General features: G+C 64.6%; 26 protein-coding genes, 1 tRNA gene and 1 pseudogene. 15 read left to right on the plus strand and 13 right to left on the minus strand.

The features are described from left to right. Positions 1 to 78 precede the first annotated feature (78 nt). Positions 79 to 1,632, minus strand: a complete 1,554-nt coding sequence (locus tag M5I08_RS02550) for a hypothetical protein (RefSeq protein ID WP_249763070.1) — start codon at positions 1,630 to 1,632, stop codon at positions 79 to 81. Between the two features lie 663 nt (positions 1,633 to 2,295). Beyond that, complete coding sequence (locus tag M5I08_RS02555; protein ID WP_219068430.1) at positions 2,296 to 2,709, minus strand: hypothetical protein; 414 nt, start codon at positions 2,707 to 2,709, stop codon at positions 2,296 to 2,298. 254 nt (positions 2,710 to 2,963) lie between these two features. Between M5I08_RS02555 and M5I08_RS02560 the strand changes: the two genes are divergently transcribed. Beyond that, the gene (locus M5I08_RS02560; RefSeq protein ID WP_249763071.1) at positions 2,964 to 3,431 is read left to right on the plus strand and encodes a hypothetical protein; all 468 of its coding nucleotides are present in this window, start codon (positions 2,964 to 2,966) and stop codon (positions 3,429 to 3,431) included. A gap of 203 nt (positions 3,432 to 3,634) precedes the next feature. Here M5I08_RS02560 and M5I08_RS02565 read toward each other — a convergent pair whose 3' ends face one another. Beyond that, positions 3,635 to 3,919 (minus strand): hypothetical protein, encoded by a 285-nt coding sequence (locus M5I08_RS02565; protein WP_219068431.1) that lies wholly within the window; start codon positions 3,917 to 3,919, stop codon positions 3,635 to 3,637. A gap of 74 nt (positions 3,920 to 3,993) precedes the next feature. Between M5I08_RS02565 and M5I08_RS02570 the strand changes: the two genes are divergently transcribed. From M5I08_RS02570 to M5I08_RS02585, 4 genes are all read left to right on the plus strand, one after another. Beyond that, a complete protein-coding gene (locus tag M5I08_RS02570) occupies positions 3,994 to 4,644 on the plus strand; it encodes a hypothetical protein (protein WP_307728237.1) in 651 nt (216 codons plus the stop codon). A 47-nt stretch (positions 4,645 to 4,691) separates the two neighbouring features. After that, complete coding sequence (locus M5I08_RS02575) at positions 4,692 to 5,969, plus strand: MCE family protein (protein ID WP_219068444.1); 1,278 nt, start codon at positions 4,692 to 4,694, stop codon at positions 5,967 to 5,969. Further along, a complete protein-coding gene (locus tag M5I08_RS02580) occupies positions 5,969 to 7,639 on the plus strand; it encodes an MCE family protein (protein WP_219068432.1) in 1,671 nt (556 codons plus the stop codon). The genes M5I08_RS02575 and M5I08_RS02580 overlap by 1 nt, the downstream gene beginning before the upstream one ends. A 133-nt stretch (positions 7,640 to 7,772) precedes the next feature. Beyond that, positions 7,773 to 8,249 (plus strand): DUF309 domain-containing protein, encoded by a 477-nt coding sequence (locus tag M5I08_RS02585; protein ID WP_219068433.1) that lies wholly within the window; start codon positions 7,773 to 7,775, stop codon positions 8,247 to 8,249. A gap of 10 nt (positions 8,250 to 8,259) precedes the next feature. Here M5I08_RS02585 and M5I08_RS02590 read toward each other — a convergent pair whose 3' ends face one another. Then, entirely contained in the window at positions 8,260 to 8,451 is a 192-nt protein-coding gene (locus M5I08_RS02590) for a hypothetical protein (protein ID WP_219068434.1), read from the minus strand. 73 nt (positions 8,452 to 8,524) lie between these two features. On the opposite strand from M5I08_RS02590, the gene M5I08_RS02595 reads away from it, so the two are divergent. Beyond that, positions 8,525 to 8,677, plus strand: coding sequence for a hypothetical protein (locus tag M5I08_RS02595; RefSeq protein WP_219068435.1), 153 nt, complete (start codon positions 8,525 to 8,527; stop codon positions 8,675 to 8,677). 55 nt (positions 8,678 to 8,732) lie between these two features. On the opposite strand, the gene M5I08_RS02600 is transcribed toward M5I08_RS02595, so the two are convergent. Then, positions 8,733 to 9,956 carry an IS110 family RNA-guided transposase gene (locus M5I08_RS02600; protein WP_219068445.1) on the minus strand — a complete coding sequence of 408 codons (1,224 nt, stop codon included), beginning with the start codon at positions 9,954 to 9,956 and terminating at the stop codon, positions 8,733 to 8,735. 443 nt (positions 9,957 to 10,399) lie between these two features. Here M5I08_RS02600 and M5I08_RS02605 point away from each other — a divergent pair, with 443 nt between their 5' ends. Both M5I08_RS02605 and M5I08_RS02610 read left to right on the plus strand, forming a co-directional pair. Then, complete coding sequence (locus M5I08_RS02605; protein ID WP_219068436.1) at positions 10,400 to 10,795, plus strand: XRE family transcriptional regulator; 396 nt, start codon at positions 10,400 to 10,402, stop codon at positions 10,793 to 10,795. Continuing rightward, positions 10,792 to 11,451: an RES family NAD+ phosphorylase gene (locus tag M5I08_RS02610; RefSeq protein ID WP_219068437.1), complete on the plus strand. Its 660-nt coding sequence runs from the start codon at positions 10,792 to 10,794 to the stop codon at positions 11,449 to 11,451. The genes M5I08_RS02605 and M5I08_RS02610 overlap by 4 nt, the downstream gene beginning before the upstream one ends. A 387-nt stretch (positions 11,452 to 11,838) precedes the next feature. Here M5I08_RS02610 and M5I08_RS02615 read toward each other — a convergent pair whose 3' ends face one another. Both M5I08_RS02615 and M5I08_RS02620 read right to left on the minus strand, forming a co-directional pair. After that, positions 11,839 to 12,216: a TIGR02391 family protein gene (locus tag M5I08_RS02615; RefSeq protein ID WP_249763072.1), complete on the minus strand. Its 378-nt coding sequence runs from the start codon at positions 12,214 to 12,216 to the stop codon at positions 11,839 to 11,841. A gap of 105 nt (positions 12,217 to 12,321) precedes the next feature. Next, the gene (locus tag M5I08_RS02620; protein ID WP_249763073.1) at positions 12,322 to 12,651 is read right to left on the minus strand and encodes a hypothetical protein; all 330 of its coding nucleotides are present in this window, start codon (positions 12,649 to 12,651) and stop codon (positions 12,322 to 12,324) included. 149 nt (positions 12,652 to 12,800) lie between these two features. On the opposite strand from M5I08_RS02620, the gene M5I08_RS02625 reads away from it, so the two are divergent. Further along, entirely contained in the window at positions 12,801 to 14,498 is a 1,698-nt protein-coding gene (locus M5I08_RS02625; RefSeq protein WP_219068438.1) for an AIPR family protein, read from the plus strand. A gap of 433 nt (positions 14,499 to 14,931) precedes the next feature. On the opposite strand, the gene ltrA is transcribed toward M5I08_RS02625, so the two are convergent. After that, positions 14,932 to 16,743, minus strand: a complete 1,812-nt coding sequence (ltrA, locus tag M5I08_RS02630; RefSeq protein WP_219070869.1) for a group II intron reverse transcriptase/maturase — start codon at positions 16,741 to 16,743, stop codon at positions 14,932 to 14,934. Between the two features lie 849 nt (positions 16,744 to 17,592). Between ltrA and M5I08_RS26475 the strand changes: the two genes are divergently transcribed. Both M5I08_RS26475 and M5I08_RS02635 read left to right on the plus strand, forming a co-directional pair. Beyond that, on the plus strand, positions 17,593 to 17,856 hold the full coding sequence (locus M5I08_RS26475) for a helix-turn-helix transcriptional regulator (RefSeq protein ID WP_219069899.1): 264 nt from the start codon (positions 17,593 to 17,595) through the stop codon (positions 17,854 to 17,856). A 254-nt stretch (positions 17,857 to 18,110) separates the two neighbouring features. Then, positions 18,111 to 18,998, plus strand: coding sequence for a tyrosine-type recombinase/integrase (locus M5I08_RS02635; protein ID WP_249763074.1), 888 nt, complete (start codon positions 18,111 to 18,113; stop codon positions 18,996 to 18,998). A gap of 37 nt (positions 18,999 to 19,035) precedes the next feature. Here M5I08_RS02635 and M5I08_RS02640 read toward each other — a convergent pair. The 5 genes from M5I08_RS02640 to M5I08_RS02660 all read right to left on the minus strand — a co-directional run bounded on the left by M5I08_RS02640 (position 19,036) and on the right by M5I08_RS02660 (position 21,609). Next, positions 19,036 to 19,108: transfer RNA gene (locus M5I08_RS02640), tRNA-Arg, on the minus strand. Positions 19,109 to 19,285: 177 nt separating this feature from the next. Further along, a complete protein-coding gene (locus M5I08_RS02645) occupies positions 19,286 to 19,912 on the minus strand; it encodes a hypothetical protein (protein WP_249763075.1) in 627 nt (208 codons plus the stop codon). A gap of 360 nt (positions 19,913 to 20,272) precedes the next feature. Next, entirely contained in the window at positions 20,273 to 21,259 is a 987-nt protein-coding gene (locus tag M5I08_RS02650; protein ID WP_219069897.1) for an alpha/beta hydrolase, read from the minus strand. 72 nt (positions 21,260 to 21,331) lie between these two features. Further along, positions 21,332 to 21,478, minus strand: a complete 147-nt coding sequence (locus M5I08_RS02655) for a hypothetical protein (protein WP_219069895.1) — start codon at positions 21,476 to 21,478, stop codon at positions 21,332 to 21,334. Next, positions 21,475 to 21,609 carry a chorismate mutase gene (locus tag M5I08_RS02660; protein WP_219069893.1) on the minus strand — a complete coding sequence of 45 codons (135 nt, stop codon included), beginning with the start codon at positions 21,607 to 21,609 and terminating at the stop codon, positions 21,475 to 21,477. The genes M5I08_RS02655 and M5I08_RS02660 overlap by 4 nt, the downstream gene beginning before the upstream one ends. Before the next feature lie 369 nt (positions 21,610 to 21,978). Here M5I08_RS02660 and M5I08_RS02665 point away from each other — a divergent pair, with 369 nt between their 5' ends. The 4 genes and pseudogenes from M5I08_RS02665 to fdxA all read left to right on the plus strand — a co-directional run bounded on the left by M5I08_RS02665 (position 21,979) and on the right by fdxA (position 23,415). Next, the gene (locus M5I08_RS02665; RefSeq protein WP_219069891.1) at positions 21,979 to 22,206 is read left to right on the plus strand and encodes a ribbon-helix-helix protein, CopG family; all 228 of its coding nucleotides are present in this window, start codon (positions 21,979 to 21,981) and stop codon (positions 22,204 to 22,206) included. Next, positions 22,203 to 22,505 carry a toxin gene (locus M5I08_RS02670; protein ID WP_219069889.1) on the plus strand — a complete coding sequence of 101 codons (303 nt, stop codon included), beginning with the start codon at positions 22,203 to 22,205 and terminating at the stop codon, positions 22,503 to 22,505. The genes M5I08_RS02665 and M5I08_RS02670 overlap by 4 nt, the downstream gene beginning before the upstream one ends. A 318-nt stretch (positions 22,506 to 22,823) precedes the next feature. Then, positions 22,824 to 22,996, plus strand: a pseudogene (locus M5I08_RS02675) (integrase core domain-containing protein); the annotation flags it as partial. Between the two features lie 65 nt (positions 22,997 to 23,061). Continuing rightward, positions 23,062 to 23,415: a ferredoxin gene (gene fdxA, locus M5I08_RS02680; protein ID WP_219069885.1), complete on the plus strand. Its 354-nt coding sequence runs from the start codon at positions 23,062 to 23,064 to the stop codon at positions 23,413 to 23,415. The last annotated feature ends 12 nt before the right edge of the window (positions 23,416 to 23,427 follow it).

Genomic DNA, 23,427 nt, shown 5'->3' on the forward strand with positions numbered 1-23,427 from the left:
ACTCGTCAGGGTTGCCACGGTTAACGCTCCCATCCGGCGCAGAACGTCCGCAGCGACCGCTGGCGTGTCGTGTTGCGATCAGCGCGGGGCCGGCCAGCGGACCGGGTTGGGCGGTACGTCGAGTCCGCGCTGACTTAGCGCTTCGCGCATGGTGTCGGCTATAGCTGGTGATTGTTGTGCAGCAACAACTCTGAGTGTTTCGGCTGCGGCGAGTACGGTGACTGTGTCCAGAGCTGTCTGTCGGGCTAGCCGTTGCGCTACGGGGCTTTCGGGATCGTTGCGGTGATCGTTCAAGATTGTTGCGGCGTCGAGGCGGCTTTCTCGGTTGGCGTGAGCGAACTCGAATAGGGCGCGATCAAGCGGGTGGAATTTCGACCAGCCAGCCATGGTGATCCAGCGGGGCGGGGTGGTCGCAGACCTGGACTGCAATGCTTGCGCGGAGTCGGGGTGGAGGTGCCATGTGCGCAGTCGAGCTGTTTGGTGCAGTGTGCATCGCAGTATGGCCATGGCGCGGTCGTCTTCTTCGATCCAGAGCCAGTATCCGGCGAGCAGCGTCGAGGAGATCCGTGTCGCTGGGGCGGCGATCTCGGGTCGGGACGGGTTCCACAGCGCGCACAACGCTGCGAACTCCGCGGTCAAGATGTAAGGGGGCCCGGGGGTGAGGTGTTGGTGGATCTTGAGACGCTGATCTGAGATTTGGCGGTCTTGGTCGCGGGCGTTGGAGGTGATTAGGAGCCGTGAGAACCGATGCGCGGCAAAGGTGAGTTCGGCGAGTTGCTGGGGTGTCCATCGCTGCGCGGTGTGTCCGTCGGCAAGCGCGGTGTGGTAGTCGGTGTAGAGCGGCCCAAGCTCGGCGATAGCGTCGAAGGCGGCAAACTCGCGGTCAACCAGCGACACAAGGGCTGGCGGCAGTCGGGTGGGCACCGACTTGGTAACGGGTACTGGGGTTTGCGAGGGGTGCTGGCCGGGGCTTCGCTCGGGCGGCGGCGATACCAGAGACATGCCGCGCATCGTCTCGCGGTCTGTGGAGACGGCGTACGTCGTAACTGCGGCCAGTCGCATCTGAATCATGCACAGCGCCAACGCATCTAACAGAATGTCGGCCGGACCATTTGTATCGGTCGGTAAGGGCTCGGCGTCGAGGTCGCGCACAACCTGGCACTCGACCCGTTGATCAGCGTGTTGTCCGTCGATGAGCTCACACAGTGTGTGGTACACGTAGGCAGGGCATAGGGGCCGTTCGTCGATTGATACATGCTCATGATCGGTGTTGATGGCACCCGTCGTGCGTGGGTGGTCGTCGACGTCATCGAACCTGTCACCAAGTGCGATGTCAAAGGTATATCGGCCGAGCATATCCATCGCGCGCTGCGTCCATGCTCTGGCGATAAACGACTCGATCGGCTCGCCGCGACGCTGCACGACAGGTCCAGCCCGCGCCAGCAGTAGTGTCCATCGGCCGAGTTGCTGCCGCAAAATGATTGCTGCGCCGATGGTTTGGCCGGCCAGCATTAAGCGCAGTGCCGCGATGGTGCTTTCCAAACTCCAGGACAGGTGCGTAGGCCATGGGCTCTCATGCGGCGGCGAATGCTGGCTGAGCTGATGACCTTGGCGGATAAAGATCGCATCCAATTGGCACACCGACACCAGAGGCCCACGGCTGTGGTTCATCGAAAGTTGAGCAACCGCATCAAGATTGTCGATCCGAGTCCGGTGGCGGCCAATGAGTGCCTCAATAAGTCGTGTCGGGCCGCTTGCAGCGACGCGCTCATAGGCTTCGACGGTCGGTGGAACGCTCCCGGCGCGTCGTTGGGCCTTTAGCGTCGCACGCTGAACTTGTTTGGGAGTCGATTGCAATTGGGCAAGCCTGCGCTCGAGCTTGTGGCGACTTTTGCGTCCCATCGCTTTCAGCCCTTCGTCGGAGCGCCACGAAGCTGTGTAAACGCGCACGAGCGACCGCACGGCAGTTCTAGGCATCGGCCGCTGGATGTTTGTGTGTGCTCGCGCTGAAGTTGCATGGCCGCAGCGTAAGAGACACTGCGGGAGGCGATCTACCAATGCCTCGGAAATAACTTGATCGCGGATAGTCACGCGGTACGCGAGGGCACGCCACCTCCGACTGTCTGATGTCCGCCGCTTCGTTGACGGCGCGGCCGCATCGGCGAACCGCGGCCGCGCACGCTGACTAGGTCGCTGCGCGCCGCGAGGGCGATAGGTCAGGAGGACGCGCGTCAGCGCGGCCGCGCCCCGAGGCGTGGGGCGCTGCACCGCGGGCGCGGGCCGTAGCCCCGGTGACTAGGTCAACAGCCCGGCTTCCCGAAGCGCCGTCAACAGGCGCGCGGCCGCGCGAACGGTGGCACCGTGCTCACTGCGATGCAAGGTGCCCAGGGTTGCGGCGTCGGTCAAGCTGTCGAGCACCACGCGGCACGCGCGCGGCGACGTAAGGACGATCGCGGCCGCCTGGGTCGGGTCTGGTGGCGGTGGAATTACCTCAACGACGCGGTCGCGATACTCCACGCACCACACCGGCTTTTCGACCCGCTCCACAACGCGCTCGACCCGCAACCCGATCGCTCCGGAGCGAGCAGCTCGGCGTTCCTCGTAGGCGGCCCGGCGACACTTTTGCGAGCACCACAAGCGTCGACGACCTTTACCTTCGGGAGCCGGCAGCTGCCCATGACAGCGCGGACAGACAGACCGCTCAGACATGTTGACATGCTACCGCAATTCCGTACGGACGAAATGGCGTTACCGGTTCGTGACCTTAATGCAAGAGGTGTGTGGTTCGTGGGCTGGTCGAAAACGGTTGGTGGCGGTGGTCTCTGGTGGGAGGCGCTTGGACGTGAGTCGGGTTGTACTGGTGCAGTGGGGGACTGGGAAACGGGGGATGGGGACAAATGGGGACAGGGCGATGTTGTGGGTGATGGTAGAGACGCGGGTTGACCGCGTCGTATGGTGCGGTCATGGCGAATATCAGCTCGAAAACCGAAACGCGCAAAAAGGTTCGCGAAGCGCAGGCCCGCGCGAACGAGGCTCGGTTGCAACGTGAGCGGGAGAACGTCGATGACGCGGCGTCGTTTCTGGTCGAGCTGGGTCGGCTGGCGGCGGTCGACGAGTGGGAGCAGGGCCGCGTTGTCGAGATTCGCGCAGAGGGCGAGCGGCGCCGTCACGAACACCGCCAGGCGGGCGCGACGGCGGTGTCGCGAATGCTGGACCGCGGGGAAACGCTGACCGCGATCGCCGAGCTGGCCGGCGTCAAAGTCAGCGAGGTGCGCGCGGTGCTGAAATCGGCGGGCGCACAAACGGTCGCGCCGCCGGATGCGCTAGGTGCGCCCAGTGCCGCGACTGACGTGCCGCAGAGCGCACAAGAGGGCGCGGCGCTCACGGCAGGGGCCGCGCCGCTTCCGGTCAGTGTCCGTGGAAGTGCTTAACGTGAGGGCGTGCGAGGCGAGGGCGCGGCTGCGGCGCTGTGGGTCGATCCCGCGGTGCACGCCGACGAGTGCCCCCGTTCGATTCACACGTGGTGACGGCCCGGGCCAGACGACTGCGATTTTTTCACCGGCGCCATCGGCACGGACGGGTACGGCCTTCTACATCTACCGCGGGGCAGCGGAATTTGCGTGCGGCCGCACCGCTACGCATTGGTCCGCTGGCTGACGGTGCCATTGGGGCTGGACGAGCTCGGGCTGCACGAGCGCGATATGCCGCTGTGCGTGAAGGTCTGCGGCATGGATCGCCCGCGCCAGCGTGCGTCCGTGCGCTCGGTTGGGTCTGCTGCACGAATAGGTGACATCTTGACCTGCCACCTTTCCGTGCAGCAGACCCTTTTGTCGAGCACATCCAACGCGACCCGATGAGCCAAGACAAGCTTCGACGAAACTTCGCCGTACACCGCATAGTTCAGGGTGTCGGTGTACATGCCCGGATCCGACTGATGTTGAGCCCAGCCGCCCGTCTCGTCGATGATTTCCTCAGCCTCAAACGCCAGCCGAGGTGCAGCGGTTCATCGCGGGAAGTCGTGACCAGACCTCCGAGCAGATTCAGCGGTTGGCCGACCTCACCCAGGTGCTGGTCGATAACCACATGGCGCTGGAAAACGTCCTGCACGTCACGCCGAACGCGCTCGCGAACGGCTACAACGACTACAACCCCGACACGGGATCCATCAAGGGAGCGTTTACGGTCCCCAACTTCACCAACCCGGTTAACGCGTACTGCTCGCAGCTCGGGGCCATCGAGAACGTCACCGCAACGGAATCGGGCAAGCTGTGCAGCCTGTATCTCAGCCCGGCGCTGCGGGTGTTCAACCCCTTGTCGCTGTTCAACTTCAACGAACTCCCTATTTCGATTAACCCCTTTTTGGCGCCCTCGGCGGACAAGCACAACATCGTCTACACCGAGCAGCGGCTGGCACCCGGCGGCGAGGGCCCCAAGGCCGGTCCGCCCGAGCTGCCGCCCGCGGTGTCCGCCTATACTGGGCTGCCGGGCGAGATTCCCGAGATACCGCCACCACCGCCGCCGGGACGGATACCGGGAGCGGCAATGCCCGAACCACCAGCGCCGACCAAGCCCGGCCAATCGCCGCCCCCACCGTCGCCGGCAAACATCCCGGGCCTGTTGCCGGCCGAAGGGACGCAGCCGTGACCCCCCGGGTGCTGGCGCAACGGGTGCTGGGCATCGTCTGCTCCGTCATGCTCGCGGCGACAGGATGCACGTTCAACGGGGTGAACTCGCTTCCGCTGCCCGGGGCGGTCGGACGCGGAACGGGCGCTGACATCTTTCACGTCGAGATCACGAATGTCGGTACGATGGAACCGAATTCGCCGGTGTTGATCAACGACGTCGTGGTGGGCAGCGTCGGCAAAATGGCGGTGAAAGCCTGGCATGCCGACGTTGAGATCTCGGTGAAGCGTGATGTCGTCGTGCCCGCCAACGTGGTGGCCAGTGTCGGCCAGACCAGCCTGCTGGGATCGATGCATCTGGAACTCAATCCGCCGCCCGGCCAGCCGGGCAGTGGACGACTCAAACCGGGCGCGACCATCCCGCTCAACAAGTCGTCGACCTATCCATCGACCGAGCAGACACTGTCGTCGCTGTCCGTCGTCCTCAACGCCGGAGGACTGGGACAGATCGGCGACATCATCCACAACTTCAACTCCGCGTTGTCCGGGCATCAAAGCGCTGTGCGCGACCTGCTTGAGCGCCTCGACAAGTTCGTGGGCACCCTCGACGAACAACGCGGCAGCCTCGTCGCCTCGATACACGGACTGAACCGGCTGGCCGGCGCGTTGGCCGGGCAACGCGACGTCATCACCGAAGCGCTGCGCAAGATACCGCCCGCGCTGGATGTGCTGATCAGCGAGCGGCCCCGCATCATCACCGCCCTGGACAAACTGCGCGTGTTCAGCGACACCGCCACCAGGCTGGTCAACGACGCGGGTGCCGATCTGGTCAAGAACCTGAAAAACCTCGAGCCGACGATCCGTGCGCTCGCCGACGTCGGGCCGGATCTCGACGCGGTCCTCGCGTACGCGCCGACATACCCGTTCAACCAAAACGTCATCGACCGCGACATCCGAGGCGACTACGTTAACGGGTTCTTCACCCTCGACCTGACGAACGCCCGGCTCAGGAAGAGCGTGCTGCTGGGCACCCACTGGGGACGGTTGGGCGCCGAACAGGTGCCGGCACCCGGGGACCCCGGATACCTGCAGTACCAGTACACGCCCGATCCGCTTCACCCGTCAGCTCCCGGGCCGGTGGCGCCACCTGTCGGTGCCCCGCTGACGCCCACCGCGGCGCCCGCCCCGGTACCGGCCGTACCGCTGCCGCTACCACCACCGGGCGCACCGCCACCGGTGCCACCGCCACCGCGGCCGCTATTGGGCCCACCGGACCCGGCCGAGAGGGGACCCGCGCAAACGCCGATGCCGCCGTACGCGATCCCACCGGCGGACGGGACCAGCTGATGCTCACCCGTTTCGTCCGTATCCAACTGGCGATCTTCACGATCACGGGGATCATCGGGGTGGCCGTGCTGGCCTACTCCTACATTCAGGTGCCGATTCTGCTGGGTATCGGGCGGATGACGGTCACGCTGGAGTTACCCGACGGCGGCGCCCTCTACCGGTTCAGCAACGTGACCTACCGCGGCGCGCAGGTGGGCAAGGTCACCGCGGTCACGTTGACCTCCAGCGGCGCCAAAGCCACACTCTCTCTCGGCTCGTCGCCGAAGATCCCGGCAGACCTGCAAGCGGAGGTGCGCAGCATCTCGGCGGTCGGCGAACAGTACGTGGATTTACGGCCGCGAACCAGCTCGCCGCCCTACCTGCACGACGGCTCAGTCATCGCCGCGGGCGACGCCACGATCCCGCAGCCGGTCGGCCCGCTGCTCGATCAGACCAGAGCGTTGCTCAACAGCATCCCCAAGGGCAAGCTCAGCGGACTGCTCGACGAGTCCTTCAAGGCATTCAACGGGGCCGGTTACGATTTCGGTTCGCTGCTCGACTCGTCAGCGCAGCTCTCCGGTGATCTCAACGGCGTCGCCGACCGCACCCGAACCCTTACCGAGGACACCGCGCCGTTTCTCGACGCCCAAGCGCAGACCACCGACGCGATCCGGCTATGGGCACGCAGCCTTTCCGGAGTCGCCGGGCAGGTGGTGACCGACGACCCACAGGTGCGCAGCCTGCTGGACACGGGACCCGCAGCGCTGAACGAGGTGTCCCGGCTGCTCGACCAAATCAAACCGACACTGCCGGTGCTGCTGGCCAATCTGACCACTGTCGGCGAGATCGCCGTCACCTACCACGCTTCGCTGGAACAAGTACTGGTGTTGCTACCGCCGTTCACCGCCGTTATCCAATCGCTTGTTGGTAATAAAAACCCGACCGGGATGGCCGAGAGCGACTTCTCTATCACCGTCAACGATCCGCCGGCCTGCACGGTCGGTTTCCTCCCGCCCAGCCAATGGCGTTCCCCAGCCGACACCACCACGCTCGATACCCCCGACGGGCTGTACTGCAAACTGCCGCAGGACTCGCCGATCGCGGTTCGCGGCGCGCGCAACTACCCATGTATGGGGCACCCGGGAAAGCGCGCGCCGACAGTCGAGATCTGCAACAGCGACAAGCCATTCGAACCGCTGGCGATGCGCCAGCATATCTTCGGCACCTACCCGCTGGATCCCAACCTGCTCGCGCAGGGCATCCCGCCCGACGACCGGGTCGGCTTCTACCGCGACAGGATCTTCGGACCGGTGGAGGGAACGCCCCGGCCTCCGGGACCGCTTCCACCCGCAGGACCGCTTCCGCCGCCGGGAGCACCAGCCGGCGCCCCGAACCCAGCCCCGCCGCCGGCGGCCAACGCACCCCAAGCGGAGCCGCCGGGGCTACCGCCCCTCGCGCCGATTGACGTTCCCGACGCTCCATCGCCGCCCGCCGGGCCGGCAGGCGAGGGGACTCATGCGGCTCCGAGTTCGTTCGGCGGCAACGATTCTAGGCCTGGTCCATCGTTGGCCGTCGTTCATTACGACCCGCGCACCGGTGGGTATGTCGGTCCGGATCGGCAGCTGTATCGGCAATCCAACCTCGTCAGCTCGTCGGCGCCCAAAACCTGGCAGGATATGCTTCCCACGTAGTGGCTGAGGCGGTTTGGCATGTCACGGCACCTGTCCTCTCCGTATTCCTCCTAGCGCAGTCGGCGACGGCGAGGTCCCCGAACTAGGGGGCCTGGTTAGGAGATCTAGTACCCGCTGGGGTCATGATGAACTCATGGCCGAACGCGATCGCGACGAATCCGGCCGACCTCGCAACACCCGACCCCGCGACGCCCTGGGCCGACTCCTTCCGCCGGGCAGCAAGGGCGTGCCCCGCATCCCGGACGATCTCGAACTACCACCGATCCAGTCGCTCGCCTACGCGCAGGATCTACTGAACCGGGGCTTGGCGTTCAACGCGCACGAGGTGCTCGAGGCCGCGTGGAAGAGCGGCCCCGACGACGAGAGACCGCTATGGCAAGGCCTGGCCCAGCTCGCAGTCGGCATCACCCACGTCCAGCGCGGCAACCTCGGCGGTGCGAGCACTCTGCTTCGGCGCGGGTCCGGTCACCTGGGCGAGGTGGATCATCCGGCGCCGCACTTCGTAGACGTCGACGGTCTGGTCGGCTGGGCCGCAGTGCTGGTCGACGACCTTGCCGCGGGCGCCGAGATCTCACCGACGCGCCTGCGCCCGGCGCTGACGAAACCCTAGCGAGCCCCCGTCAGATCCTGCTGTGCAGATTTGTGCCCCACACCAGCTGGACACGCCACGCGTCGATGCCCGACAGGCCGAACTCGGGGTCGGACGGCTCCTGCCAGAACCTGACCGGATCGGGCCGTTCCCCAGCACCTTCGGGCTGGCGGTCCGGTGGAGCCTTATCCGAGCCATTGGAGGGCGGTACACTACAAGCCATAGACCCCAAACATGTTGGCGGACCGCCTGATACGGAATGCAAGGCTGTTAATCATTGATAATGACGATTACCCATGAAAAACGCGACTGAGGCGGCGGGGCGACTGTCCTTGTCGCTCAACGGGTTGGCCACGGATTTGGACACCGAACACGGCGGAACCGATGCGAACGAGCGGGACGGGGCGAGACAGGTCGGACGGCTGAACGTCGGTGGCCTGCAGCTATGAGACCGCGCGTACCGGGGGAGACCGCGACCGGCTAGACATCCCAGGTTCGTAGTTGTCAAGCGGCCTGAGTGTCGGGGTGGATTTGACGGTGCGCCCAGGCTTTGTGTTCATCGTATTGGGTTCGGTGGCGTAGGCAGCCGTGCAGGACGCCGACGAGCCGGTTGCCGAGGGCTCGTAGTGCTTGGTGGTGGGAGTCTCCGGCAGTGCGGCGCGCGTCGTAGTGGGTGCGGGCGCCAGGGCTGGCGTTCAGCGCGCAGAACGCCCATTGGTCGATTGCGTCGTAGAGCCGGCGGTTGCGGACGTGGCGGGCCAGCACGGCGCGTTTCTTGCCCGACGCGACAGTCAGCGGTGAGGTTCCGGCGTAGTTTTTGCGACACTTGGCGGTGGTGAACCGGTTCGGGTCATCCCCGAACTCACCGAGCACCCGGGCGCCGAGGATGACACCAAGTCCTGGCAGGGAGCGGTAGATGTCGGCGTCCGGGTGTGTCTCAAAATGCGTCGCCAACTCGGTCTCGAGGTCGCTGATCTGGCGGTTCAGTTCGGCGATGATGCCGACCATGGCACGAGTGCCGGCTGCGAACGCAGCAGTGACGGCGGCTGGGGCGGCGAGCTGTTCGGCTCGTAGAGCGGTTTGGATGTCGTGAGCACGGACGTCGAGGTTGCGTTGTCGCCCAGCGGCTTTGAGTGCAGACCGGATCTTCGACAAACTCAGGCCGGCAGCTTGGGTCGGGCTGGGTGCGCGGCCTAAGATCGCTAGCGCGTCTCGGTCGTGCAGATCATCGAAGGCCTCCAGAGCGCCCGGGTAATACTCACGCAGCGCCGAGCGCAGCGCATTGGTGTGCTGGACGCGGGTCCAGATCAAATTCTGATGTGCCCGAGCCAAGATCTTGACCGCCTCCACATCAGCGGAGTCACCGGCGACTCGGCGGTGATTGTGTCGATCGGTACGCACCAGATCGGCTAAGAGTTTGGCGTCCCCGGCATCGGACTTGGCCCCTGATACGTGGTGACGGTCGCGGTAGCGGGCGGCTGCCAGCGGATTAATCGCATACACCTGGTAGCCGGCCGCAACGAGCGCCTCGACCCACAACCCACGGTCGGTTTCAATCCCGATCACGACCTGCTCTGGTTCTTCGGCGTGACGGGCTAAGAGTTGATGGAACTCGCCGATCCCGGCAAGTCCCTCGGGTAATCGACGTGAAGCCAGCCGCGCCCCGGTGTCATCCATCAGATGAACGTCGTGGTGATCCTCCGCCCAATCGTCACCGACAAAAATCATCAGCACCTCCTTGGTCATCAAACATGTTCGAGCCCAAGGGCACCCGGCGACAAGCTAATGGATAAGTGCTCGGCGGCACGCCACCCCATCAGTGCTACAGGAACCCTCACCACCGGCCGGGGCGTGATCTAGCCTTAGAAGTCGACCAACGCTTCAGCTCATAACGACGCTCACCAACCGGCGGCTCGGTGAACAGCGTCCCCCGAACAAGAACCTATCGAGCGAAGCTCGCTGTTCGGATCCCATTAGCTCATACCTTAGAGGTCGAATCGTGGCCAGCGAGAGGCGTGTTGGCGGCATTTTTGCTGCGAACATGCTGTTTCGACCTCTCCAACCGTGAACCGTAGGTCGGGCCGCCTGGTGTGCTATCTGGTGTAGCTTATGGGTGTGTTATCAGGCGCTTATATGGTAACGTCTCGGGTAGATCAATATGGAGGTGCGATATGCCGGTCTTGACCGTCCCTGCGGCGCAGCGGCTGGATGATGAGGCAGCGACGCTTTCGATCCGCGAGATCGCCGCATATCTGCAAGAGGCTGTCGGCCAACGCGTCGCGGCGGCGATGGCCGGCTTGGCTGACGCCAAACAAATCGGTCGCTACGCGCGCAATGGCGGCCCGGAACCTCACGGCGCGACCGAGCGCCGGTTACGCGAGGGCTACAAGGTCGTCAGGATGCTGGTCGACGCCTACGACGACAAGACGGCGCGGGCGTGGCTGTTTGGCACCAACACGCGCTTGGACGATCGCGCGCCGATCGAGGTGCTCGGTGCGGCGATCGACACCGCGGAGTTCGCGATGGTCGTACGGGCCGCACGGCAGGTCGCCAGCTTCCAGTCGTGATCGCGGCGCCCGAGCAAGGGCGAACCCTGTGGCGGGTCGGCTATTACGCTGACCCGCTCGGCTTCACTCCGCTAGAGCTGTACCAGTTCAGTCACCGTTTCGACGACGTCCACCGCCGTTTCCGCACGCTCTATTGCGCTGACTCGGCCGAAACGTGTCTCCGCGAGGTGCTAGCCGACTTCCGGCCGAACCTCGGCGCACTGCGCCGCCATGTCGAGCGCTACGGACCCGAGGCCGCTCAAGACTTCACTGAGAAGCCGGTCACTGCGCAGTGGCGCATACAGCACGTCCTCGTTCCCACAGTCCTCAAGCTCGATGGCCCCTTGATCGACCTGACCGACGTCCCCACACGCCAGGAGATCGAGCATCGCCACGTCGAACTGCTGCTCGAGCACGACCTGCGGCACCTCGATCTACACGAGATCACCACCAGTCGCCGCGCCATCACGCAGACGATCGCCGCGGACCTTTTTGACCGAGGCGCCGGCGCCGTCCGGTTCCCGTCCCGCCTGGACGGCAACGCTTGCGTCGCACTCTTCGAGGGCCGCGGCACCGCGAGCTTGGCGGGAGACCTCATCGCGCTCACCGACCCGCCGCCCGAACCGCTCACCAACGTCACCACGCCGTGGGGCCTGATGCTTGAGCCGGCGCCGTGAAACTGCTCCCAGATCGGGATGCGCGCGTGGTGCCCATCGGACCACACGCAAGAAAATTGCACTGCATCCAGCCTGTCAGTTGCGGCCGATTTGGGTCATCTCATGGGGGGGGGGCCGGGCCAATATGGGGCCAACGAGCCAGACCGACTGATCCAACACGTCCGAATGCCGGTCGCGCGTCTGATCTGACCGGCTGAAACACATTGGTGTAGGCCCGAACTCCGCCTGAAAAGCGGAAGGCATCTGGCTTCGTCCAGGCGGGTCAGGGGCTGCGTCCTGTATTTGAGGTGGTGAGCGGTTTCGTTACTGCTGTCCAGGGCAAACGTAGGACCACGATGGAGCCCACGCGCGACATTGCCGGCCCCTATGTGGCGAGGTCCCCGGCAGTCACGGCGCCGTCGTCCCACCAAGACGCGCCGTGTCGAGGCGGCGGTGGATCATCGACAGCGTCCCCAACACGTCGAGGGCGTCCTGCTCCGACACCTCCCAGACGAGACGGGGTTCGTGCGCGGCGGGGTTTCGGAACGCCGCGAAGAGACCTTCGGCCAGAAGCGCGACACCCTCCTGTTCGTTGCGCTCCGTGACTGTCGCGCAGTCCGTGAGGAGTACGCGTGGCTTTCCCCGTAGCGCTGCCTGCACAAGGGCTCGGCCGTCCTCGTCGAGTCCCGATTTCTCCCGCAGGCGAGCCCCGAGTCCTTTGACGGCCTCGAACACTGCCTCGTAGCAGTCTTTCCGCAGTAGCTCGGGTCGGCAGTGCCGTACCACTTCGGAGTGCGCTTCCCGAGCGGTTAGTAGCCTGTGAAGCCGCTCGCTGCGGGCCGCGGCCTCCGATGCGGTCGTCGTGCGTGTCGCCCTGCCGATGCGCCCGTCCTACCGTACGGCGTACCCGGACAGCGACAGGATCTGCGTGAGCTCATCGCGCGTGACACTGGCAGCGGCGCGGCGGTCGAGGGTGCGGTCGGGTGCCATCGCCGCGATGATGAGCGCGAGGATCGGCCGGCCGTCTCGCTGGTTGAACTGCTGCTCCTGCATGCTCGCCGCGAGACGCTTCCACTTCGTCATGCCCTCACCGAGCGGGTCCGGCAGGTTCACCGACGCCAGGATCCGGGTCAACTCCGACCCGCTGTAGAGCTCGCCGACGACCTTGGCCACAGCCTCGATCGTGCCCACCGAGAAGGCCTGCACACTCTTGTCTGCCACGGCAGCAGGGTAGCCGTGCGGGCCGACAAGACGTCCCCTCTGAGGTGTATGCGCGGCGCAACAGCGCCGCGAGCTCCAGAGCGGCGTCGAAGGGCCGCGCATCCCAATAGACTTCGGGGTCAACCGTACAGGAAAGCGAGGGGTCGGCTGTGGGCGACTTGCACGTGGCGCAGATCAAGCGGCGGCTGAAGGACACGACCTACCCCCACATCGACGTCTCCGATCTGGGCGCTCACAGCGCGGAACACGTCGAACAAGCGCAACTCACCCGTGCACTCGCCGCATTCGTCCTGACCAAGGTTGCGCGGCAGAGCGACGAGGACGCAGCACGGTCGGTGACCGACGGTCCGGATGACAACGGCATCGACGCCATCGCGTATGTCGACTCGGAGACTCCCCGCCTCTACGTTGTCCAGTCGAAGTGGTCGGACGCGGGCACCAAGGGCGCCTCCCTGGAGGACATGATGAAGTTTCAGAAGGGCCTGGCCGACCTGGTCTCGATGAATTGGGCGCGTTTCAACGACAAGGTGAACGCCCGGGTCCCCGAACTGGATGACATTCTGCTGAACACCGACCTGCGGATCGAAGTCATCTTCGCGTCGATGGGCACGCCGGCAGTCGCCGACAACGTGCGCGGGCATATGGACGACTACGTCGCCACGCTGAACGAGCCGACCGAGGTCGCGGTCTTCAGTTATGCGAACCAGGGGTTCATCTACAAGCTGCTGGTCGACGAGACCCGGTCCAGCCAAATCGACCTCACGGTGGAACTCTCCGACTGGGGGCGGCTCGAAGGCCCACCCGACGCGGTCTACGGGCACGTGAGCGGAACTGAGGTCGCCGGGTGGCTGCGTGACCACGGGGACTTCCTACTCTCGCGCAACGTCCGAGTGGTCCTCCCGAACTCCGAGGTCAACAACTCCGTCCTGGAGACGATCGTCGACACCCCCGAGAACTTCTGGTACTTCAACAACGGCGTCACCGCCCTCTGCGAGTCGATCGATAAGGCGCCGGCCGGCGGACCCGAACGCCGGCAGGGCACGTTCGGACTCAAAGGAGTCAGCGTCGTCAACGGCGCCCAGACCGTCGGGACGCTGGCCCGGGCCCTGCGCCAGGGCAAGCAGGCCGAGCTGGATTCGGTGCGCGTGATGGTGCGGTTCATCTCGCTGGAGTCAGCCCCCGAGGACTTCGGGAAGCGCGTCACCCGCGCGACCAACACGCAGAACGTGATCGGCGGCCGAGACTTCGTCGGTCTCGATCCGGAGCAGGCGCGCCTGCGTGATGACTTCTCCGTCGACAACCTCACCTACGCGATCCGCAGCGGCGAGGCACGCCCCGAGCCGGACAAGGGCTGCGAGTTCGGCGAGGCCGCGGTGGCCTTGGCCTGTGCCCAGTCAGCGAGCTTGGCCACGCAGGCGAAACGCGAAGTTAGCCGGCTGTGGGACGACACCACCAAGTCGCCGTACAAGTCGCTGTTCAACGCCAAGACCAACCATCTGCGCGTCTGGCGGTCGGTCCAGATCCTCCGTGCCGTAGACCAAGAGCTCGACCGTCTGCGGACTGGGTTGGACAATCGGACCAAGGGCTACGCGGTCCACGGGAACCGCCTTATCGCCCACATGGTGTTCGCCCAGCTGGACCTGGCCGGGATCCAAGACCACGCGGCGGATTGGGCGCCGACCCTCGCGCAGGCCACCGAGTTGACGGCCAAGGTTCTGCACACGATGAAGGACAAGGGCGAAGCCGAGTACGGCGGATACACCGCGAGCCTGTTCAAGAACGCGACCAAGACGGACCGTCTCGCCACGCTGACGATCGACGCACTCGAGGTGGAGCATGTGCGTTGACGCATGCAGGAGCGTGTTTTGCGGCGCCAGTGGATCGAACTCGGGGCCCGAGTGATCCGAGCTGCGTCGAGACGTGTGTTAGCAAACGGTGCAGACAATGCGACAGCCCATGCCCTGGCGCCGACGTTGTCACAACCTTGTCAACTAGGTGCGAATAAGGGCAATCTACGGGGGACGACTTGAGACGGTTTCTGCTGGTCGTAGCCCATTGAGAGTCATTGCACGACAACGAAATTCAACCGATGTCCGACTGGGGGTCAAGTGGGCGCAGGTCCCAATCCTGTCAGTTCGACTTAGCGGAATGTGCTGCGACCACAAGATGACGCGATGGTCGTCGACAATGGTCGTCGACGCTGGCGTGTCGGGTAGCCCCGGCGCATTGCTGCGCCGGGGCCCCCTCAGAACCGCGCGAGCGAGTTTCCCCGCACACGGCTCAAGCAAGCCCCGAGAGCGTTGCGGGTGCCGGTCTCGTGCCACGGCGAGCCCGAAGGCGGCGGTGGCATGAGGTGTGTACCAGGCGGGTTCGGTTTCCGTCCGGCGTGCCGCCTCGCCCGTGATGGGTGAGGTAGTCGGCGGCGATCGCCCGTTTGACGATGCTCAGCCACCAGCGCCCCCACTCGTGCGGGGATTGCGGGGGCTGATCCGGGGTAAGGACGTAGTCCCCGCATAATGGACAGCGCCCGTCCTGCTCAGCGAGCAGGCGCAGGTTGTAGCTATCCAACGGGGCCAACATCTTTCGCCGCCGCACGGCCCAGTACTGGGTCAGGTCGGGGTCGTCTGGAGACGCCCCGCCCGCGACCAGCCGGTGCCGGACGATTCCGGTCCAAGAGAACTTGATCAGGTGGGCAATGCCCCCGCGATCGTCAAGCACCCGATCGCGGGCGCCGAACACCCACCGGTCATTCCTGAACCGGTTGAACCTGCCGAAGTAGCGGCGCACGACCCACTTCCTCGACTTATTGGGGTGGGTGCGGCGCGCCCACCGAAAGGTAAGACACCACACGTGGCTGTCCAGCGCCGCGAACACCTTGCTGGACACCACCCCCCGGTAGTAGGCGGCCCAACCCCGGATGATCGGGTTGAGCCTGGCGATAAGGGCCATCGCGTTGGAGCCACGCATCCTGCGTACCTCGTCGGCGAGCCTGCGCCGGATTCGCCTGACCGCATCCTGGCTCGGTGTGATCAACAACTTGCCGGGCCGACCACCACGCCGGTATCGGCGCAGGTTAAAACCGAGAAAGTCAAAGCCATCTTCGAGGTGCACGATGCGTGTCTTATCCTCGTTGAAGACCAGCCCCCTCGGCGCCAGCCATTGGGCAAGCTGCGCCTTGACCTGCTCGGCCTGCTGCCGGCTATGACAGCAGACCGCGAAGTCGTCGGCATACCTGACCAGAATCGGGGTTCCCGCAACCGTTGTCCCGGCGTTGACACCGGTTCGACGATAACGGACCCCGGCGGCCTCCTCCAGCCCGTGCAGCGCCACGTTCATCAACAACGGACTGATCACGCCGCCCTGCGGAGTACCCTCCTCGGTCGGCGCGAACCGTCTGTTTTCGATCACCCCGGCTCGTAACCAACGCTCGATCAGTTCCCGCGCGGGGAATCCGCCGAGCGCGTCAAGCAGCCGGACATGATCGATCCTGTCGAACGCGGCCGACAGATCGGCATCCAGAACCCACACCCGTCGGGAGCGAGGCCCGTTCAGTGTGATGTAGAGGGCGCCAATTGCGTCGGCGCAGCTGCGTCCCGGCCGAAACCCATACGAGCGGGCTTCGAACCGGGCTTCCCACTCCGGTTCCAGCGCGTTGCGGACCCGCGCCTGGTGGCACCGATCCATCAACACCGGAATACCGAGCGGACGCTGCTTGCCGCCAACCTTCGGAATGTACACGCGCCGAACCGGCAAGGGCTCCCACGACGACCGCGAGTCATGCACCCGCACCGCCATGTTCGCTCTCCCCTCCGGCGACAGGGCAACCTCCCCATCGATCCCGGCCGTTCGACGCCCAGCATTGCGCTGGGTAACCTGCCGCACGCTGACCAGCGTGTTCGACCAGGAACCCAGCATCAATTTCTGCAGCGACCGGACCGTGGCCCAGTCCTGCTCCCGCGTCGCCTTGAAGATCCTGCGCCGCAACCGGATTACGTTCTGCTCGTGGGCACGCCAGTCAATGCCGTCCCAGTCGAGCGCGACGTCCTCGGGTCCGTTCACCGCGATGGTGTCCAACTTGCCCCTTCGGTTCATCCAAGCCATCGGCCTCGGTGTTCAAAGGCTCACCTGCCCACGTCAGCACCCTTTCGAGTCCGGCCGCACAAGCCGGCATCCGGTCGGTTCCCCACGACGACCGCCTGGAGCAGCAGCCACGCTGTCGTGAGTCCCGTCGCCTTTCGGCCACCGACATCCGCTTCTTGGGCATCCTGTCCCGCCGAGGGATTCCGCCCCTCTTGCGATCGGCCTACCGGACCAAGACGGCCCGGACCCCGACGGGGTTTCCACGTTCCACGCACACGAGACACGGCCGGGGTGGGTGCCCCCTATACCCCGAGGCCAGCGGTGTTCCCACGACCGGCCCTCACTGCCCGGTCGCCGCTTGCCGCCCCTTCCAGCGGCCAGGCCCTATCACCCAGGTATTCATCCCGTCGTCCAGGGTTAGAAATAACGAGGCATCATCGAGGGTTCACTTTCGTTCACCCGTCCGGCCTTCCCCTCGCCCGGTTGCTCCCCCAGACGGAACAGGGGCCCTTAGGCTTTTACCCTGGGCTTCGCACCCCCACGGACACGGCCCGTCGACGCACGCCAGGGCGGGGATCGATCTGGAACACTGATCGAGAACTACGCACCCGGCATGACCGGCCTCCAATCTGCGAGTCCACTCGCCATGCGCGACCTCGCGTCGCACGTGAGGATTTTCTTTACTGGTATCGAAGGTGACATGTACCCGTGTGCGGTAGCGGAAGCCCCGAAAACCCTGGGCGGAAACTTCGGGTTTCGTAGATGAGCCCAATTTTGGGCAAAGTTGGCTGCGGCGGTAGCGAGACAGCGAAGTGGTATCCGATGATCGCAACTAATCGCATACCGCAATAAAGGACCACGATGGCTGCATCCCAGATACCGGCAAAGGTGACTGCGGTTTCGAAACAGTCGAAGCCGCAGGATGATAGGCATCCCCTCGGTACGTTGCTGACGATCCAAGAGTTGGCGGAGCGGCTAACGGTAAGCGTGGGCTGCATCCGTGCTTGGCGGCTGCGCGGCGATGGCCCACCGGCAATCCGCATCGGAACTGCGCTCCGATGGGATTCTCGCGAGGTCGATGAGTGGCTCGACATTCGCCGTGAATCACGCTGGCAAGCAGGGTGATTGAGGGACGTATCGGTCCCGGTGGCACACGGGTCTATCGCGCACGTATCTATTACCGAGGCCGTTATGTCGCGTCGAGGACTTTTCAAAGAAAACGTGATGCGCAGGAATGGGAACGGCGCCAGACGGACAGCCTGCGATCCGGGGTGTGGTCTGATCCCGCAGCGGGGGACAGGCCCGTAGGAGAGTGGTGCCAGATCTGGCTGGACGCCCAGCCGGCTCGGCAGCCGGCCACTCTTCGCAAGATTCGTGGGGTGATTGCGAAGCAGATCGCCGGTACCTTCGGGCGCCGGCCACTCGTCTCGGTAAGACCGTCCGAGGTACAGGCCTGGGCCGCTGAATTATCGCGAACGCAGTCCGTCGCGACCGCCCGCCACGCGCTTGGCGTTTTGCGACGGGTGTTCGACTATGCCGTGCGCGACGGCGCAATCCAGCGCAATCCCGCCGCGGGGATCCGTCTGTCCAAGGTGCAGGGCAATGACCCACGGCCTTTGACCCATGACGAACTTTGGCGGCTTGCGGGAGTATTTGACGCGGCGAGGGATCGGCTGCTGGTGCTCGTCGCTGGCTATTGCGGTTTGCGGTGGGGCGAGCTAGCGGCATTGCGATGGTCCGATGTCGATTTGGAAAGTAGGACCTTGCGCGTCGTTCGGGCGTATTCAGAGGAGGCGCCGCGGGGTGAGATGTCGCCGGTGAAGAATCATCAGGCCCGCACAGTGCCAGTCCCCGAGATCGTGTCCGGCGAGCTCGCAAACTACAAAGCGCTCCAGCCCCGAGGCGAATTGGTCTTTCCTTCCGCGTCCGGCACACCGCTTCGCAACCGGAACTGGCGACGCGACGTTTTTGATTCCACGGTCGCGGCGCTCGGCTTGAAAATCACTCCTCACAATCTGCGCGACACCGCGGCATCGCTGGCTATCCAGGAAGGTGCGTCGGTCGTCGCGGTCGCGCGCCTGTTGGGTCACGAATCGGCGGCGACCACGCTCAACCACTACGCGGGTCTTTTCCCGACGGACCTTGACGACATCGCTTCACGACTCGACGCTGCCGCGCGATTGACCATCGCCAGCCAACGCGAGTCATCTGATGCCAAACAATCACCGACCAAGCACCGACCAGACGAAGCTGAGACTCAGGGCTAAACTCAGAGCTAACGGCGCTGACCTGCAAAAACACTAGTGCCCCCGGCAGGATTCGAACCTGCGACACCGGCTTTAGGAGAGCCGTGCTCTATCCCCTGAGCTACGAGGGCGCGGGACCTATCGAAATAGGTGTTGAAAACCCATAGGGACGATTCATGCTAGGCGGCGAGCTGCGAATCGGCGGAATCGGGCCGTAGGAACGTGGTGCTGGCGCGGCCAGCGTTGTTGATGCGCTGGGTGAGATTGGTGTGACTCGATGGTGGGCAGGGTTGTCCCTGGTGGGGTGCTCAGGCTGCTGCGGGTTGTTGGTTCCGTTGGTGGATGAATGCGGCGATTGCGTTGCGGCCTAAGGCGAATCCGATCATGACACTGTGTTGACGGGTGGCGGTGTGGGCGGTCATGCGGTCGCCGTCGAGGGTGTTGTTGAGTGATTCGGAGTCTTCGCGCCAGCCGTAGCAGCGGTCGAAGAGGCTGTTTCCTTGGTCGGTTTTGGTGTGCTGGCGCAGGTGTTCGGCGCGGTTGTAGCCCTTTTTGCGGTCTTCGGGTGTGATGTCGATTCGTGTGGTCTGAAGGGCGCCGCAGGTGGTGGCGAACTTGATGTACCAGCGGTAGGTGCCTTTGGCGGTGCGGCGGTCGTAGACCTTGTGCACCGGTAGGGGGTGTAGGTGGGTTTCGCCGGTGTCGAGGACGGTCCGTTCGTGGAGACGGCCTTTGTCGGTCCAGATCTCGTGGCGGTCTCCGCAGCCGCAGTTGATTACGTCGAAAGCTGTGGGCACCGCGGTGCCGGAGTGGGTGGGGACCAGGGCGATCATGCCGCGTTTCATCGCGTGGTCGATGTGTTTGCCGCGGAATGCGCCGTCGTAGCAGATGACGTCGACTCGCAGCTCGGGTCGCGCGATGGCTCGATCGAGCATTTGCATGGAGATGCCCGCTTCTCCGGAGTAACCCTTGCCGTGAGGAACGGGCGTGACGTCGAGGATGGTGCGGACGTTGGGGGTTGCGTCTGGCCGGGTGCTTATCAGGTTGAACTTGCAGCCGTAACTGGTTTCTTTTGCGTGGCTGAGGCAGCCGAGTTGGCGTGCTAGTTCTGCGGCGGCATCGAGCAGGCCTCTGGACCTAGAACCAGGCGATATTGTCCAGCGGCCGCAAATGCTGTGGGACACGTAGCGCGGCAGAGATTCACTGTGTCGAACATGCATTCGAATAATGTAGCCACGGGTCCCGACATGGCCGCGCCGGCAACCGGCGACCGCCCCGTGAAATGGCCCGACTAGTTAACATCCCAATTGAGGCGTAGTGCGTGCGATCACGTCTTGCAGCCACCGGACCTGGTCGTGGATGGTCCATTGGGCTTCGGGGGTGTGCGTTCTGAGGGGGTAGGCGTGTTTGGCATCTTGCTGCTCGATGTAGGCGAGCTCGACACCGGCGTGTTGGAGCGCATCGCGCAGGCGGCGGTTGTCGAACAGGAACAGATCCCGGGTCCCGACGTTCAAGTGCACAGGGGGCAAACCGTTAAGCGGCGCGTTGATCGGAGACAACGTCGGGTCATCGAGCGGTGTGCCGTTGGCATACAGCTTGAATCCCCACCAGAATGTCGCCTCGGTCGAGGTCGGGTCGGCCTTGATCGCAGCAGCGGTCTGCGGATAGGCGAACTCCATATCGACCAGCGGAGCGGTCAGCAGCAGCCCCGCCGGCATAGGTCCGCCGGTGTCACGCAGCCGCTGGCACGCAGCTAAAGCAAGGTGGCCGCCGGCGCTGTCGCCGGCCAACACCCACCTCCCCTCGGCGAGTTCACCGCTTCGATGCAGCGACGCGATCACCGCTACCGCGTCATCGAGAGCCGCCGGATGGGGGTGCTCAGGCGGCTTGCGATAGCACACGGTCGCTGCGGCCAGGCCGGTTCGACGCTGGATTTCTGCCAGCCATTTCCATTGCGGGGCAACCGGTCCTGCCACATACAAACCTCCAGGCAGATACACGACAACACCGGCCGGGTGATGGGGATGCGCCAGCCAGGTCACCGCTACACCGTCGTGGGAACTCTGGGTGACGTCGACTCGGGCGCCGATCGCCTTCGGTGGCCGTTCTTGGCGCATTCCTCGCAGTACGCGCTTGAGCAGCGGAGCCGGCAGATGCGTCAGCACCGGCCCAGTGAGCTTTTGGATGAACTGCACCAGCGGGATGTCGCGGGGTTCTGCACCCGAGGGCGCGATACCACCACCGGATACAGGCACCGGCTCACTGAAAGCCTTCTTGCTCATCCGCCCCTCCGACGCTGCCGTTCCTCGTGGGTGTTGGTGACGTGCTCACCCGGCACGGTCTTGGCACGCTGCTTAGCTGCCGCGGTCCTTTTCCGTGATTTGTGCGTGTTCGTGAAGTTCGAGGTCGATGAAGGCGTCGATCATGGCGTCGTATACGCGGCGCACCATCTCGGGTGAGACGTCTTCCTGAATCGAGAGCTTGTGCAGGCGCGTCATCATGGCGGCACGGCGATCGGTGCGTGCACTGCGTGCTCGTCGGCTTTGTAGCGCGCCGCCTGCTTGACGAGCTTCTGACGGGCCGCTAGGAGTTGGACGATCTGCGCATCAATCTGGTCGATACGGGCGCGCACTTCGGAGACACGATCGCAACCCTATCTGGGTTGGGGAGAAACCCGACGGCAGCCGCCCTGCGGCGGAATACATTTACAGGTGTGGCTAGTGCTTTCGGGCGATGAGGTAGGCGTGCTCCTACGGAGACCCCACCCCAGCCGCATGGCAGTTCACAAACAGCGCCGACATCGCGGCCCGCACCGCGGAGTGCAACGCCTACCAGGGCAGCGACCTCACCGTCTTATTCGACTCCGCGCCAACCACAGCGCCGGCGCCGGTCAACGCCACCGCGGCGAGGCCGACCAATACATGAGTGACGGCGCGTGGCGGCGATCGCGGCGACCGAGTTCGTGCTCGACGATTGTCCTACTTAAAGTAGGATAAGTGGTATGGCTAAGGATAAGGTTTCGGTGACGATCGATCAGGCCGTGCTGGCGGCGGCTGATGCGGACGCCCAGGCAGCCGGGCTGAATCGCTCAGAGATGATCGAACGAGCCCTGCACAACGAGCATCTCCGAATCTCGCTGCAGAACTACATCACACGCACTGTGCCAACGCTCGATATCGACGCCTACGCGGAGAAGGTTTATCAGTCGAATCGGGCCGCTGGCCTGTGATCACGCCCGGCGATATCACGCCGCGCCGCGACACCGACCAGGAACTGTACGTGATCGTACTGTCTAACGCGATCCACCTCGCAGCCGCTACCGGGCGGGTGATCACCTGCCCCTTTATTCCCGGTGAAATCCCCAGCGGCACAATGGCTATGATCGTGACAGTGCAGCAACCCAAAGGGGTTGTCTTACCGGAGCTCATTCAGTGGCTTCCTGTCGCGGCCCTCGACGAGCCTATCGGCAACATCGGCGGCGCAGCGCTCGCCGACACGACCGTGACCGTCACAGCGCTCGTTTCCTGACAGCTCACCGCAGTGACGGCAACATGCCCCGATTCGATGCGAAGGTTGCCCCGGATGCGGTGAGGACGAGTCCGGTGTCCAGGTGTGGTGAGCCGTTCGGGTTCTTGCATTTAATGTCACCGGCGTGCGCGGCGCTAGTCACGTGGATTTGACGAGCCGCCGGGGTCGGTGGTGAGGGTGTGAGTGCGTTGAGTAGGGCTTGTCCGTCGGGGCTGCCCTGGCCGGTGCAGGGGCCCCAAGCCTGTGGCGGCGGTGTAGGCCGCCGTTGTTGCCGGTGGTGACGTCGCGGAAGCTGGTGCTGCCGTTTGGGTAGAGGATATCCGGCTGGTGCACAGCAGCCCGGGAAAACCGCAGGGACGCGGGAAATCGAGAGGTGGAACCGCGCCATGCGCGACCAGTTCCTGGTCGAGATCGCGGCCGCCGGCGCAGTCTCTTCGCTCGATGAGCTCAACCGGCTGTTCACCGCCTGGTGCCACCAGCACTACCACCGGGTCTTCTCGGCCATCGGACGCACAGTTCCTACTTTGTACAAGACAGCTTGTGTAAACTCGACGCCATGGCATACGTGATCGGACAGCCATGCGTTGACGTGATGGACCGGGCATGCGTCGAGGAGTGCCCGGTGGATTGCATCTACGAGGGGGGCCGGGCGCTTTACATCCATCCCGACGAGTGTGTTGACTGCGGCGCGTGCGAGCCCGTTTGCCCGGTCGAGGCGATCTATTACGAGGACGACCTGCCCGAAGAGTTGCAGCCCTATCAAGCTGACAATGCGGCGTTCTTCTCCGAAACCCTGCCCGGCCGTGACGAGCCCCTGGGGTCACCGGGCGGGGCCGCCAAAATCGGCCCACTCGGCATCGATGCGCCGCTGGTGGCAAGCCTGCCCAAGCAGGATTCCGTGGAAGCGTGAGCGCCGTCGTGT

Source organism: Candidatus Mycobacterium methanotrophicum (assembly GCF_023515995.1).
Classification (GTDB): domain Bacteria; phylum Actinomycetota; class Actinomycetes; order Mycobacteriales; family Mycobacteriaceae; genus Mycobacterium; species Mycobacterium methanotrophicum.

Coding starts and splice junctions, on each gene's coding strand:
- M5I08_RS02555 (WP_219068430.1), bottom strand. CDS start 2,709: ATGTCTGAGCGGTCTGTCTGTCCGCGCTGTCATGGGCAGCTGCCGGCT.
- M5I08_RS02560 (WP_249763071.1), top strand. CDS start 2,964: ATGGCGAATATCAGCTCGAAAACCGAAACGCGCAAAAAGGTTCGCGAA.
- M5I08_RS02565 (WP_219068431.1), bottom strand. CDS start 3,919: ATGTACACCGACACCCTGAACTATGCGGTGTACGGCGAAGTTTCGTCG.
- M5I08_RS02575 (WP_219068444.1), top strand. CDS start 4,692: ATGCTCGCGGCGACAGGATGCACGTTCAACGGGGTGAACTCGCTTCCG.
- M5I08_RS02580 (WP_219068432.1), top strand. CDS start 5,969: ATGCTCACCCGTTTCGTCCGTATCCAACTGGCGATCTTCACGATCACG.
- M5I08_RS02585 (WP_219068433.1), top strand. CDS start 7,773: ATGGCCGAACGCGATCGCGACGAATCCGGCCGACCTCGCAACACCCGA.
- M5I08_RS02590 (WP_219068434.1), bottom strand. CDS start 8,451: ATGGCTTGTAGTGTACCGCCCTCCAATGGCTCGGATAAGGCTCCACCG.
- M5I08_RS02595 (WP_219068435.1), top strand. CDS start 8,525: ATGAAAAACGCGACTGAGGCGGCGGGGCGACTGTCCTTGTCGCTCAAC.
- M5I08_RS02600 (WP_219068445.1), bottom strand. CDS start 9,956: ATGATTTTTGTCGGTGACGATTGGGCGGAGGATCACCACGACGTTCAT.
- M5I08_RS02605 (WP_219068436.1), top strand. CDS start 10,400: ATGCCGGTCTTGACCGTCCCTGCGGCGCAGCGGCTGGATGATGAGGCA.
- ltrA (WP_219070869.1), bottom strand. CDS start 16,743: ATGAACCGAAGGGGCAAGTTGGACACCATCGCGGTGAACGGACCCGAG.
- M5I08_RS26475 (WP_219069899.1), top strand. CDS start 17,593: ATGGCTGCATCCCAGATACCGGCAAAGGTGACTGCGGTTTCGAAACAG.
- M5I08_RS02645 (WP_249763075.1), bottom strand. CDS start 19,912: ATGCTCGATCGAGCCATCGCGCGACCCGAGCTGCGAGTCGACGTCATC.
- M5I08_RS02650 (WP_219069897.1), bottom strand. CDS start 21,259: ATGAGCAAGAAGGCTTTCAGTGAGCCGGTGCCTGTATCCGGTGGTGGT.
- M5I08_RS02655 (WP_219069895.1), bottom strand. CDS start 21,478: ATGATGACGCGCCTGCACAAGCTCTCGATTCAGGAAGACGTCTCACCC.
- M5I08_RS02665 (WP_219069891.1), top strand. CDS start 21,979: ATGGCTAAGGATAAGGTTTCGGTGACGATCGATCAGGCCGTGCTGGCG.
- fdxA (WP_219069885.1), top strand. CDS start 23,062: ATGGCATACGTGATCGGACAGCCATGCGTTGACGTGATGGACCGGGCA.